At 61.5% G+C, this 12,228-nt stretch carries 11 protein-coding genes and 1 tRNA gene; 8 read left to right on the top strand and 4 right to left on the bottom strand.

Annotation, left to right across the window (positions count from 1 at the left end; all coding sequences use genetic code 11):
- Positions 1–251 (top strand): hypothetical protein (locus B9A97_RS28765; protein WP_084369262.1); only part of this gene is annotated, 251 nt, incomplete at its 5' end.
- A gap of 220 nt (positions 252–471) precedes the next feature.
- Here B9A97_RS28765 and B9A97_RS28760 read toward each other — a convergent pair.
- Both B9A97_RS28760 and B9A97_RS28755 read right to left on the bottom strand, forming a co-directional pair.
- Positions 472–2,547 carry a DUF6538 domain-containing protein gene (locus tag B9A97_RS28760; RefSeq protein WP_084369261.1) on the bottom strand — a complete coding sequence of 692 codons (2,076 nt, stop codon included), beginning with the start codon at positions 2,545–2,547 and terminating at the stop codon, positions 472–474.
- Between the two features lie 158 nt (positions 2,548–2,705).
- Positions 2,706–2,779: transfer RNA gene (locus B9A97_RS28755), tRNA-Gln, on the bottom strand.
- Positions 2,780–3,037: 258 nt separating this feature from the next.
- Between B9A97_RS28755 and B9A97_RS28750 the strand changes: the two genes are divergently transcribed.
- Genes B9A97_RS28750 through B9A97_RS28740 form a run of 3 tightly spaced genes read left to right on the top strand, consistent with a single transcriptional unit; the run spans position 3,038 to position 5,769 of the window.
- Complete coding sequence (locus B9A97_RS28750) at positions 3,038–4,606, top strand: Ppx/GppA phosphatase family protein (RefSeq protein WP_084369264.1); 1,569 nt, start codon at positions 3,038–3,040, stop codon at positions 4,604–4,606.
- A gap of 4 nt (positions 4,607–4,610) precedes the next feature.
- On the top strand, positions 4,611–5,372 hold the full coding sequence (locus tag B9A97_RS28745; RefSeq protein ID WP_084369260.1) for an RlmE family RNA methyltransferase: 762 nt from the start codon (positions 4,611–4,613) through the stop codon (positions 5,370–5,372).
- 13 nt (positions 5,373–5,385) lie between these two features.
- Entirely contained in the window at positions 5,386–5,769 is a 384-nt protein-coding gene (locus B9A97_RS28740) for a VOC family protein (protein WP_084369259.1), read from the top strand.
- Positions 5,770–5,775: 6 nt separating this feature from the next.
- On the opposite strand, the gene B9A97_RS28735 is transcribed toward B9A97_RS28740, so the two are convergent.
- Positions 5,776–7,179, bottom strand: coding sequence for a DHA2 family efflux MFS transporter permease subunit (locus B9A97_RS28735; protein WP_084369263.1), 1,404 nt, complete (start codon positions 7,177–7,179; stop codon positions 5,776–5,778).
- Between the two features lie 235 nt (positions 7,180–7,414).
- Between B9A97_RS28735 and B9A97_RS28730 the strand changes: the two genes are divergently transcribed.
- Complete coding sequence (locus B9A97_RS28730; protein WP_084369258.1) at positions 7,415–8,395, top strand: MBL fold metallo-hydrolase; 981 nt, start codon at positions 7,415–7,417, stop codon at positions 8,393–8,395.
- A 75-nt stretch (positions 8,396–8,470) separates the two neighbouring features.
- On the opposite strand, the gene B9A97_RS28725 is transcribed toward B9A97_RS28730, so the two are convergent.
- Positions 8,471–8,779, bottom strand: coding sequence for an ATPase inhibitor subunit zeta (locus B9A97_RS28725; RefSeq protein WP_084369257.1), 309 nt, complete (start codon positions 8,777–8,779; stop codon positions 8,471–8,473).
- A gap of 294 nt (positions 8,780–9,073) precedes the next feature.
- On the opposite strand from B9A97_RS28725, the gene guaB reads away from it, so the two are divergent.
- The 3 genes from guaB to B9A97_RS28710 all read left to right on the top strand — a co-directional run bounded on the left by guaB (position 9,074) and on the right by B9A97_RS28710 (position 12,053).
- Entirely contained in the window at positions 9,074–10,564 is a 1,491-nt protein-coding gene (guaB, locus tag B9A97_RS28720) for an IMP dehydrogenase (protein ID WP_084369256.1), read from the top strand.
- Positions 10,565–10,641: 77 nt separating this feature from the next.
- Positions 10,642–11,058, top strand: a complete 417-nt coding sequence (locus B9A97_RS28715; RefSeq protein WP_084369255.1) for an MAPEG family protein — start codon at positions 10,642–10,644, stop codon at positions 11,056–11,058.
- 119 nt (positions 11,059–11,177) lie between these two features.
- Positions 11,178–12,053, top strand: a complete 876-nt coding sequence (locus B9A97_RS28710; protein WP_084369254.1) for a dienelactone hydrolase family protein — start codon at positions 11,178–11,180, stop codon at positions 12,051–12,053.
- Positions 12,054–12,228 lie beyond the last annotated feature (175 nt).

Raw genomic sequence — 12,228 nt, 5'->3', positions numbered from 1 at the left:
GTCCTGACCGGGACGACGTGGCAAGGGTGGCGTTGTTCTGGTTGATCCGCAGGGCCGTGGACAAGGGCCAGGAGGCCGAGCTTGAGACGTTCCAGAATAAGATCGTCTCAATGTTGACGGCTCAGGGGTTCGATGAGCGCGAATGTGACGTCGTGTTCGATGATCTTGTCGCCAAGTATCGGACAGGCGGCTCACCGTTCCGTAGGAAAATCCACCTGATCTATCCCGATGGCGCCGACGATGAGGTCTGAGCGTCCGCTCTCAACTTGCTCTTTTGGTTTCGGAGCTTCTTGCTCGACGAGGCCGCTCCAACGCCTAACGGCGTTTGATGGAATGACGACTTCTCCCCCCATTACTTCGTGAAACGCCGTTTGATTCTGAATCGGATTTCCAGAGTTCGAAACCGGGCTCAGCCCGGTGTCGCACTACCAGCCGAACACAGTCCGACCGGAAATCATTTCCGCCCGGGCTTCACTTCTTGCCTTCTCGCGCCCATGGCGGTGGCTGCTTATTCTCGATCCATGGCAGAAGTTGCAGCGGCTTCGATTCGACGGTCGACGTAATGATTGGGTAGTGCTTGAGGGCGCTGCGCATCAACGGAAGGCCAGCCGGATTGGTGTATCGGGTGTTCGTTTCACTGCCTTCGCTCAATCGCCCCGAGATGTCATCGATCACTTCAGATGAGACTCCGGCCTGCTTCAGGGTGTCCGCCATCCCGTGACGAAGGGCATGAATGGCTCGCTCCCACATTTTTTCACCGAGCGCGCCCCGCATGATAGGGATGAAAGTGTCGTAGAAACGGTCTCCTGGATCGTTATCCGTCTTATCCGAGAACAGGTCTGGGAAGAGAGCTTCGTAGCCTAGTCCCTTGATCGCCTGATAGTAATCGAGGAAGCCCAATCGGATCAATTCGTCGGGCATGGGCAGCAGTCGTTTTGATTGCGCGGTCTTCAATCGCCTGATGCCATTGGTGCGAAGGAGGATGACATATCCGTCCTCGTCCTTCGCAATGTCGTCGACGGAAAGTCCTGCGAACTCTTTGCGTCGCGGCCCCAGGTAGGTGAACAGGATCGGCAGATAATAAAGCGAATCATGGAAAACTTGGCTGCCCGGTTTTCTTCGTTTTCCGCGCAGATGATCCAGAGAGCCAGTGTAGACGGGGCTCGAGAAAATCGGAGCGATGTCTTCCGGTTTCGGTTTGTATTGCTGGTGACGGATGTCTCCTACTTTGGGCTTTCGTGGACGCAGGCCTTCAAAGGTCCAGTTTTCGATTTCGAACCCGTGGCCTTTCAGATGCTTCAGGAAGTGCTGTAGATTTCCGAAGTGCTTTCGGATCGTTCCCGGAGCCAGACCAACCTTCGCCTTGGTTCCTGAAATCTCCGCAGCCTTACGCAGTCTGTCGCCTTCCGCACGAAGTTCCGGCGCTGACATGACGCGCATCCTGCTGCTTCTGCCCCAGTCCGTCGGAATGTGATTGAAGTGCTGGCGCAACTGCCCAATGTGATATTGTTCGATCTGCCCGGAATGCTCTACCCCATGCTCGATGAGCACCGACTTGAACATCCGAACCAGCGCCATGGCATCCCGCCCGGTTTCAGTTGTCCAATCCTCGCCCATGTTGTCGATGAGCTTCTCACACTCCTGCTCGAAGTCGGCAATAGGAACGACCCTCTGCTCGGCACTGGGAGCTTTCGGCTGTGCCGTGATTTTCTCCGGGCGCGGTGTGAGATCCAGATAAGCGACGCCCGGCTCTCCTGAAATGATCTGTAAAGCCGATAAGGACGATTGTTCATCGTGCCGCGTCAGCGGCTGAGGCGCTGCAGTTTCAGGAAGTAGAACCTCGGCAATCGGCGTGATGGCTCTTTCGCCGCCCGTGAACTCGCTCTGGCTTCTGTCGACAAGCTCGTGCCGCTCATCGATGTCGAGGAGGGCAGCAGCGCGACCCTCAAAGATCTTCGACATGGCGCGCTGACGATTAGCGACAGTGTCGTCGATTTCGAAATTGTAGATCAGTCGCCGGATGCCGTCTTCAAACCCCGGGCTGCGTGCGATGGCCAGTTCGCCCCGATAGTTCGCCCTGATGGCGTCGATGTGCGAGATCGGGACACGATTGTTGAGGAGATAGGTTAGGCCCGCGCAACCGCTCTCCAGCGTCAGCTCCGTCCGGCTCCCGAACTTCGCGACGAGCTGACAGGCCCAACCGGCCTCGAGATCGAGTTCCATCTCCTCGACATTCCCGCCACGGCCATTGCGCCGGGCAAGCGTATTGATCTCGTCCAGTCGCTCGAGTTCTTTGTCGCGCTCATGCTCGAACAGTTTCTGAAGCTGTTGCTTGGACATCATTTCCTTCGAGTTCAACTTCAATTCGGCCAGTCGCGTGTTGAGCTTCCGGCCAATGATCTGAGCCTTTCTATGGTCGGAACAATGAAGGCTGAGTGAAAGGCGGCTACCGGGACCGCAGTTGAGGAGAGCGGCCGGGACGCGTGGCCGCCAATAGAAGATGTTTCCGCGGCGGATGAGATTCTCGACCTCGTGGCGCACAGCCATGACGAACAGACCCTGTATCGAGCCCGAAGGTTCGACCGCGCCGAATTCGGCTGGGCATCACCTTTGGGCATCACTTCTGGGCATCAGGTCGCCAATGATGCCAAAACGATATCCGGCACGACTGGAAAAACAAGGAATTCAGGGCTTTTGGGGAGAATTGGCTGGGGAACCTGGATTCGAACCAAGATTAACGGAGTCAGAGTCCGTCGTTCTACCGTTGAACTATTCCCCAACTGGGCTGCTGTCCGTGCTGTGCACGTCCGCCGGTGAGGCGGGCTTATAAACATAAGTGGCGAGTTTGCAAATACCCCCAGGCAAAAAAATGTGGAATGTCGCGCAGGCTTTTTGAGAGTTCGAATTCAAGGCCTTGGTGGCCTGTGGAAAAAGCGTTTGGCGAATGCTGGCCTGCCTGTTATCTTTGTTCCAACAATGAACATCAGTCGCCAGCGGCATGCCTGAAAAGGCGTTGCGCGGCCAACGGAATGATAACGTGACAGACCCCGATCGCGGCGCTTCGCCGCAAGAAGAGGGGACGGCGGCCAAATCTCGCGGGAAGGCGAAAGCTTTCCGGCGCGAAAAGTCGAAGCGCAATGGAGGTCATTCCTCCGCCGCGTCGGCAGGCCCTATCGATCAAGGCGCCTCGGACGGCGCGGTCGTGCGTCCCGCACATGCAGAACCTGGGCCAGGTGCGCGCAAGCGCAAGCGTCGTCGGCGAGGACGGGCCACCGGCAGGGCGGCCAGCGCCTCGGCGGCTGCGCAGCCGCGTCCCGGCGCGCAACAGAGCCATGGGGCGGATCACCATCACGGTGAACCCTCCGGCTCCAGTCACAAATCCGGCAAGAAGAACAGGCGCCACCGCAACCGCCGTGGTCCGCAGGGTCGTGCCCTGGTGGCCGGCGGACAGGCGGAAAAAGCGCCCGTCATGGACGAGCGCCACCAGCCCGCGCGTGCGCCGGAACCCGTTGCGCCCGAACGCGGCAGGCATGTCGAACATCGCAGCTCTGCCCATGCGCCCCGGTCACGCGAAGCGGATGCCGATCAGGACCTCTATGCAGCCCTTGATCTCGGCACCAACAATTGCCGCCTGTTGATCGCGGCGCCCACGCGGCCTGGCCAATTCCGCGTCGTGGATGCCTTTTCCCGCATCGTGCGGCTGGGCGAGGGCTTGGCGGCCAGCGGCCGGCTGTCGCCGGAGGCCATGGATCGCGCCGTCGATGCCCTGCGCATCTGCGCTGGAAAGCTGAAGGGCCGGGAAATCCGCCGCATGCGGCTGATCGCCACCGAGGCCTGCCGTGCCGCTGATAACGGCGAGGAATTCCTGCGCCGCGTGGTGGGCGAGACAGGCCTCGACCTGGAGATCATCAACCGCGAGACCGAGGCCCGGCTTGCAGTGTCCGGCTGCTCCTCCCTGGTGGGGCGCGAAGCCCGCTCGGTTGTGCTGTTCGATATCGGCGGCGGTTCGTCGGAAATCGCCGTCATCCGCATCGGCGAGAACCGCTCCAGCCGGCTCGCCAACCATATCACGCACTGGACCTCGCTGCCGGTCGGAGTCGTCACGCTATCGGAGCGCCATGGCGGTCGCGATGTCACGCCCGACATGTTCGAGGCGATGACGCGCGAGGTGACGGGCATGCTGGAGCGCTTCGATTGCCCGCCGATTGCCGCGGCAGCCCTTGGCGGGGCGGAGGATTTCCACCTTATCGGCACATCCGGCACGGTGACGACGCTGGCCGGCGTGCATCTTGACCTGCCGCGATATGATCGGCGCAAGGTCGATGGTCTATGGCTGACAGATGAGGAAGTGACTGCTATGCAGGCGCGGCTTTTGTCCTGGGATTATGGTTCCCGGGCCGCCAATCCCTGCATCGGGCCGGATCGCGCCGACCTCGTGCTGGCGGGCTGCGCCATCCTGGAGGCGATCCGTCGGCGCTGGCCGGCGCGGCGCATGCGCGTGGCCGATCGCGGCCTGCGCGAGGGATTGTTGACCGACATGATGGCGGATGATGGGGTGTGGCGCCGCAATCGCGGCCGCCGTCCTTTCCGCGAAAGAGAGCGCTAAATCCATGGCCAAACCACCCATTGGCGGCAACCGCACCGGCCGCAAGCTCGGCCAGAAGGTCAAGAAGGGCAAGCTGAAAGCCTCGTCCCGGCGTTGGCTCGAGCGCCATATCAATGATCCCTATGTGCAGCGGGCGAAGCTGGAGGGCTATCGCGCCCGCGCGGCCTTCAAGCTCCTGGAAATCGACGAGAAGCACCAGATCCTGAAGGGTGCGCGCCGCATCATCGATCTGGGTGCCGCGCCCGGCAGCTGGTCGCAGATCGCGGCCAAGGTCACCGGATCGACACTGGAGGATACCCGCGTCGCTGCCATCGACTTTCTGGAGGTGACGCCGCTGCCCGGCGTCAACATCCTGCAGCTCGACTTTCTGGATCCCGATGCGCCGCGCCTGCTGATGGAGGCGCTGGGAGGCGCACCGGATGTCGTCCTGTCCGACATGGCGGCCCCCACCACAGGCCATCAGAAGACCGACCATATCCGCACCATGCATCTGTGCGAGGTTGCGGCGCATTTTGCCGTGGAAGTGCTGGCCGAGGGCGGGCATTTCCTCACCAAGACCTTCCAGGGCGGCACGGAGCGCGAACTGCTGACCATGCTCAAGCAGAATTTCCGCCAGGTTGTGCATGTGAAGCCGGGTGCATCCCGCTCCGAATCGGTGGAAATGTTCCTCCTGGCCAAGGGCTTCAAGGGACGGTCGAAGATGGCGGAGGCGTCCGCCGAGGATGCTGACGACACCGACCCGGACGACGCACGCGACCAAGCATAACCCGGAGATAGCCATGCTGCTCTACATCACGCTCGGGTCGAATGATCTGGCACGGTCGCAGGTCTTCTATGATGCGGTGCTGGAAACCCTTGGGGTCGTCAGGCGAGTCACCGAGGATGACGAACTCGGCTATGGCGAGCCGTCGGATCATCGCTGCCGGCTATGGGTGGTGCAGCCCTATGATGGCAAGGCTGCCAATTTTGGCAATGGCTCCATGGCGGCGCTGGTGGCGCAGAGCCGGGCGGCGGTCGATGCCTTCCATGCGACCGGTTTGAGACATGGCGGCACGGATGAGGGCGCGCCTGGCCTGCGTCCCTATCATCCCGATTTTTACGCCTGCTATCTGCGGGATCCCGATGGCAACAAGCTGTCAGCCGTGTGCGAAAAGCCGGAATAACCTGTTTTACTTCACATCCACGTCTTCCGCCGCATTGCGGCCATGGCCGGACATTGCCGCTCCCGCATCGCGCGCCAGGGTCAGCAGCGGCACGATCGCGAAGAGCGAAAAGCCGGCCACCAGGGCGAAGGCGATGTGGAAATCGCCGAGTTCCAGATGCGAGCCGCGCAGAACCGTGCTCGCCTCCAGGATGGCGGCGGCGACCGCAACCCCCAGCGCCAGGCTGATCTGTTGCAGCACCGAGCTCATCGATGTCGCGAGGCTTGCCTGCTGGTCGTCGATGTCGGCATAGGCCAGCGCATTGGCGCTGGTGAAGAAGAAGGAGCGGCAGAAGCCCGCGACCAGCAGCGAGCCCATGATCAGCAGATGCGGCGTCTCCGGTGTGAAGACGGCGTTCGCAAGCGTCGTCAGCGAACCTGCCACGACCGCCAGCATCATGGTGTTGCGGAAGCCGAAGGCCGCCAGCACGCGGGTGGCGAGAAATTTCGTCGTCAGCGCCCCGATCGCGCCGACAAAGGTGATCAGCCCGGATTCGAATGGCGTCATGCCAAACCCGATCTGCAGCATCAGCGGCATCAGGAAGGGAATGGCGCCGCCGGCAATGCGGAAGACGGCGCCGCTGATGGCGGAGACCCGGAAGGTCGAGTTCTGGAAAATCGTCAGATCCAGCAGCGGTGCCGGATGGCGCCGGGCATGGCGCACATAGAGGACGCAGGAGATCAGGCCGATCAGCGTCGCACCGATGCCGGCCTGCGGCGGCAGTGCCGGCAGGCTGATGACCGACAGCCCGAACACGATGCCGGATGCGGCGAGCGCACTGTAGACGAAGCCGACGAGATCAATCGGAGCGGTTTTGATCGGCTCGATATCCGGCAGGTAGATGGTCGAGAGCCAGATGCCGAGGAAGCCGATCGGCACATTGATCAGGAAGATCCAGTGCCAGCTGAAGAAGGTGGTGATGAAGCCGCCGATCGGTGGACCGGACAGCGGGCCGATCAGTCCAGGGATCGTCAGCAATGCCATGGCCGAGACCAGGTCGCTGCGTTTAGTCGTCCGCAGCAGCACAAGGCGGCCGACCGGCACCATCATCGCTCCGCCCATGCCCTGCAGGAAGCGGGACATCACGAAAGCCGGCACGGAAGCCGATACTGCGCAAAGAACGGAGCCGATCACGAATACCAGGATGGCAATGCGAAAGATCTTTTTCGCCCCGAAGCGGTCTGCCATCCATCCGCTGATGGGAATAAAGATTGCCAGCGCTACCATATAGGAGGTCAGCGCCAGCTTGAGGGTGATGGGACCTACGCCGAGGTCTGCCGCAATCGCCGGAAGCGCTGTTGCAATGACGGTGGAATCCATCTGCTCCATGAAAAAGGCCACGGCGAGGATCAGTGGAACGACGCGATTCATGAGGTGCAGGGCCTGGAGCAAGGGAAGATCGGGGGAGGGCGGGCACGGGCTGGCCCGTTCTAGCGATGTGGAAAGCCCCTGCCAATTGCGAATTAACACTTCGCAAAACGTTCACAAACACGCGGAGGCGCGGTTTGTGCCTTCACGTCTTCGTGACGCGTCTGGTCGCCGGTGTCACTGCCTCTAAGTAGGGCGTCGCAGCCATGGACGTGCTGTTGAGAGACCGGAGGACGAAATGATCGAACTGAACAGGCGTGTTCTGATCGGCGGCGCCGCGATGGCGCTGTCGGCCCCCATGCTGATGACGCGGGCAGCCCATGCCCAGGCTGATACCTCGATGAATATTGATCACGCGATGCCCCCTGAAACCCACCGCTTCAAGGTCGGCGGTTTCGAGGTTCTGGTGATCAAGGATGGCGCGCGGGCTTCGGACAAGCCCCAGGAAACATTCGGCACCAACCAGACCCCCGAGGCGGTCGGCGAATTGTTGGCCGCCAATTTTCTGCCTCAAGATAAGTTTGTGAATAGTTTTGCTCCTGTTCTGGTCAATACCGGCGCCGACGTCGTGCTTTTCGATACGGGCCTTGGTCCGGCGGCGCGGGCGCAGGGCGGTGGACGCTTGATCGAAGGGCTGGCCGCAGCCGGCTACACGCCTGAGGATGTGACCGTCGTCGTCCTCACCCACATGCATGGCGACCACATCGGCGGGCTGATGGAAAACGGCAAGCCGACATTTGCCAATGCGCGCTATGTCACCGGTCAGGCCGAATATGATTTCTGGGTCGATCCGGCCCGCGCCGGCACGCCGGCGGAAAACGGCCAGAAGGGCGTTCTCGCCAACGTCAAGCCGCTGGCGGAGAAGATGACCTTTGTCGGCGACGGCGCGTCTGTTGTGTCCGGCATCACCGGCATGGCGGCCTTCGGTCACTCACCGGGCCACATGATCTACATGCTGGAATCCGACGGCAAGTCGCTGTTGTTGACCGCCGATACGGCTAACCACTTCGTGCTGTCGCTGCAGAAGCCGGAATGGGAAGTGCGCTTCGACATGGACAAGGCCGCTGCTGCCGCGACCCGCAAGAAGGTGTTCGACATGCTGGCGACGGATCGCACCGCGTTCCTCGGCTATCACATGCCGTTCCCGGCCGTCGGCTTCGTGGAAAAGCTCGATACCGGCTATCGCTACGTGCCGAAGGCCTATCAGTTCGATATCTGAGTTCTCTGGGAAGATTGGTGTGGGCCGGCAAGCCAGTCAGTGCCGGCCCACATACCGCAATAGCGCGGGCGCGCTTCAGGCGGCATTCAGGGCAGCGGTCGCCTGACGCAACATGGCCACCATCTTGTCGTTGAGCTCGTTATCCATGATCAGGATGCCCGCCCTGGAGAAGTCGCGGCGCAGTTGCGTCAGCACGGCCTCATCGCCGTCGACACCGGCCTTGGCGAGGTTCTCCGCATATCCCTCGGCATTCGTATCGCCGAGAATGGAGGCTGCCCACATCCCCATCAGCGCGTTGCGGCGCGCCTCGGCCCTGAAGGCCAGTTCCTGCTTGTGGACGAATTCTGTTTCCAGCGCTGTGGCGCGGCGTTTCAATGCGTTCATGACCGGTGTCCCCTGTTCTTGTCGACTGCCGCGTTTTTTCGTTGCGGCATGCCAGTTATAGGCGACGAGATTTGAAAAACGATTGGCCGAAAATGTAGCAATTTAGCGAAGCATAAAATAATCGCCTGAGCCCTTCGAACCGTCACATATGGACACGGTTCGTTTTGCTATTCCCTTCCTGTCATAGACGTGTTACGTGCCCTCGCCAACTTCCAAGCATTTCATTGCAGGAGCGTCCCGAGGAGATGTCCTCTTCGTGGCGGAATCTGCCTATTCAACTGAAGGAAATTGGCCATGGCCCGCATCGTAATGTCGGCAACCGGCGCGGAAGCGCTCACCTTTGATGACGTGTTGCTGCAGCCCGGACATTCCGAGGTCATGCCGGGCGAGACCAATATCGCCACGCGCATCGCCCAGGATATCGACCTTTCCCTGCCGATCATCTCCTCCGCCATGGACACCGTCACCGAGAGCCGGCTGGCGATCGCCATGGCCCAGGCCGGCGGCATGGGTGTCATTCACCGCAATCTTGCCCCCGCCGAACAGGCCGAGGAAGTGCGGCAGGTGAAGAAGTTCGAGAGCGGCATGGTGGTGAACCCGGTGACCATCGGCCCGGATGCCACGCTGGCCGAAGCCCTCTCCCTGATGAAAGCCCATGGCATTTCAGGCATTCCGGTTGTCGAAAACGGCGGTCGCCCCGGACGCTTGGTCGGCATCCTGACCAACCGCGACGTCCGCTTCGCCTCCGATCACAGCCAGAAGATCTATGAGCTGATGACGCGCGAAAATCTGATCACCGTTCGCGAGAACGTCGACCAGCAGGAAGCCAAGCGCCTTCTGCACTCCCACCGCATCGAAAAGCTGCTGGTCGTGGACAATGACGGCCGCTGCATCGGTCTCATCACCGTCAAGGATATCGAGAAGTCGCAGCTCAATCCGAATGCGGCTAAGGACATTCATGGCCGTTTGCGCGTTGCCGCTGCCATTTCCACCGGCGATGACGGCCGCGAACGCGCCGAACGGCTGATCGATGCGGGCGTCGATGTCATCGTGGTCGATACCGCCCACGGCCATTCCCAAAAGGTTCTCGACGCGGTTGCCGCTGTCAAGAAAATGTCGAATGCCGTGCGCATCATCGCCGGCAATGTCGCGACCGGCGAGGGCACCCGTGCGCTGATCGATGCCGGCGCTGACTGCATCAAGGTCGGCATCGGCCCGGGTTCGATCTGCACCACCCGCGTGGTCGCCGGTGTCGGCGTGCCGCAGCTTGCCGCCGTCATGGCCTCGGTGGAAGAAGCCGCCAAGCACGGCATTCCTGTGATTGCCGATGGCGGCATCAAGTTCTCGGGCGACCTGGCAAAGGCAATTGCCGCCGGCGCATCGGCCGTCATGGTGGGCTCGCTGCTCGCCGGCACGGATGAAAGCCCAGGCGAGGTCTATCTGTATCAGGGCCGCTCCTTCAAGGCCTATCGCGGCATGGGTTCCGTCGGCGCCATGGCGCGCGGATCGGCCGACCGCTATTTCCAGGCGGAGGTCCGCGACACCCTGAAGCTCGTGCCGGAAGGCATTGAGGGACAGGTGCCCTACAAGGGCCCGGTCTCGGCCGTGCTGCACCAGCTGGCCGGCGGCCTGAAGGCGGCCATGGGCTATGTCGGCGGACGCGACATCAAGGATTTCCAGGACAAGGCCACCTTCGTGCGCATCTCCGGTGCCGGCCTGCGCGAAAGCCATCCCCATGGCGTGACCATCACCCGCGAGAGCCCGAACTATCCGGGCGCCGCGTGAGGCATGTGACAGCAACCGCCGGGGGTAAACTCCCGCCGGCGGTTGCATCTGTCTGGTTCTGTCATTAGGACGGGGTCATGACTGGATATGAAATCTTCTGGCCATCCGTGGCCCATGCCGTTCTGGTTTTCCTTCTTTACGGTCTGTTGGGATGGCGCCGAGCCCGCGCCGTTCGCTCAGGCCTGGTAGACCAGCAAGCCTTCCGCGAAAATCGCGCTGAGCCCGCCGACAGCCTTGTCGTCAAGAACAGCCTGGCCAATCAGTTTGAGCTGCCGGTGCTATTCCATGTGGTCTGTGTGCTTCTCTACATCACAGAATCCGACAACATCGCCACGCTCGGCCTCGCTTCCCTGTTCGTGTTCTCGCGCTATGCCCATGCCTATGTGCATGTGACGAGCAACCGGCTTGCCTATCGCAGCCCGCTGTTCGCAATCGGCTTCGTTTTGCTGGCGATCCTGTGGATCTGGCTGGCTGCCTGGATGGCGCTGTCTTGAAGTCTTGGGGCACGTGCCACAAGTAACGCAGATGTGTGTACCATCGGCGCTTGTTGCCGTACCCACGTGGCATGTTTCCTCTATGTTGTCGGCATATGCGCCATCTAGGAGGACCGACCATGGAAAAGCCCACGATCACGCAGGCGATGATCGAAGCCTATGACGAATATACCCACCTGACGCTTGATCGCCGCCGCTTCATGGAAAAGCTGTCGCTGCTGGCGGGATCCGGTGCCGCCGCGGCTGCCATCGCGCCGATGCTGGCGGCCAGCGGCGCCCGCGCGGCTATTGTCGAGGAGGGCGATGCCCGGCTCGAGGCGCAGGACATCACCTATGCCGGCAGCACCGGAGACATGAAGGGCTATCTGGTCACCCCGAAGGCGGCAGCCGGCAAGCTGCCGGCCGTCATCGTCATCCATGAGAACCGCGGTCTGAACCCGCATATTCGCGATGTCACGCGACGCATGGCGCTGGAGGGTTTCGTGGCGCTGGCGCCCGATTTCCTGTCGCCCTCGGGTGGCACCCCCTCGGATGAGGACAAGGCTCGCGAGATGTTTTCGACGCTCGACATGGCCGCGACGGTCAAAAATGCCGAGGCGACCCGCGCCTTTCTCGCCGCACACGAGAAGGTCAATGGCAAGGTCGGCGCCATCGGCTTCTGCTGGGGAGGCGGCATGGTGAACCGCATGGCGGTTGCCTCGCCGGAGCTTGGCGCGGGCGTTGCCTATTACGGCTCCCAGGTCGCGGCGGAGGAAGTGCCTGCCATCAAGGCACCGCTGATGCTGCACTACGGCGGTCTCGATGAGCGCATCAATGCCGGCATTCCCGCCTACAAGGCAGCCCTTGAAGCCAACAACAAGACCTTTGAGCTGTTTGTCTATGAGGGCGTGAACCATGCCTTCAACAACGACACCTCCTCGGCCCGCTACGACAAGGCCGCTGCCGACCTCGCCTGGTCCCGCACCGTCGAGTTCCTGAAGAAGAACCTCGCCTGAGACTGATGTCAGCCGGGAGGCGTTGTTCTCCCGGCTCATTCTACTGACGAAGATAGGTTTTCCGCGAGACCCTATTCAGTCGTCATTCCGGCGAATGCCGGAATCCAGCCACGGCGCGTCTGCGCCGTGAAAAAGTCTATCGCAATCAAGGACTTGATTGCGCTGGATGCCGGCT

Origin of the sequence: Rhizobium sp. RU36D (assembly GCF_900176345.1) — a bacterium.
GTDB lineage: Bacteria > Pseudomonadota > Alphaproteobacteria > Rhizobiales > Rhizobiaceae > Allorhizobium.
Note: the sequence above shows the minus strand (reverse complement) of the source record. Positions and strands in the feature narration are given on the sequence as shown.

Coding starts and splice junctions, on each gene's coding strand:
- B9A97_RS28745 (WP_084369260.1), top strand. CDS start 4,611: ATGGCCAAACCACCCATTGGCGGCAACCGCACCGGCCGCAAGCTCGGC.
- B9A97_RS28730 (WP_084369258.1), top strand. CDS start 7,415: ATGATCGAACTGAACAGGCGTGTTCTGATCGGCGGCGCCGCGATGGCG.
- B9A97_RS28715 (WP_084369255.1), top strand. CDS start 10,642: ATGACTGGATATGAAATCTTCTGGCCATCCGTGGCCCATGCCGTTCTG.
- B9A97_RS28725 (WP_084369257.1), bottom strand. CDS start 8,779: ATGAACGCATTGAAACGCCGCGCCACAGCGCTGGAAACAGAATTCGTC.
- B9A97_RS28760 (WP_084369261.1), bottom strand. CDS start 2,547: ATGGCTGTGCGCCACGAGGTCGAGAATCTCATCCGCCGCGGAAACATC.
- B9A97_RS28740 (WP_084369259.1), top strand. CDS start 5,386: ATGCTGCTCTACATCACGCTCGGGTCGAATGATCTGGCACGGTCGCAG.
- guaB (WP_084369256.1), top strand. CDS start 9,074: ATGGCCCGCATCGTAATGTCGGCAACCGGCGCGGAAGCGCTCACCTTT.
- B9A97_RS28710 (WP_084369254.1), top strand. CDS start 11,178: ATGGAAAAGCCCACGATCACGCAGGCGATGATCGAAGCCTATGACGAA.
- B9A97_RS28735 (WP_084369263.1), bottom strand. CDS start 7,179: ATGAATCGCGTCGTTCCACTGATCCTCGCCGTGGCCTTTTTCATGGAG.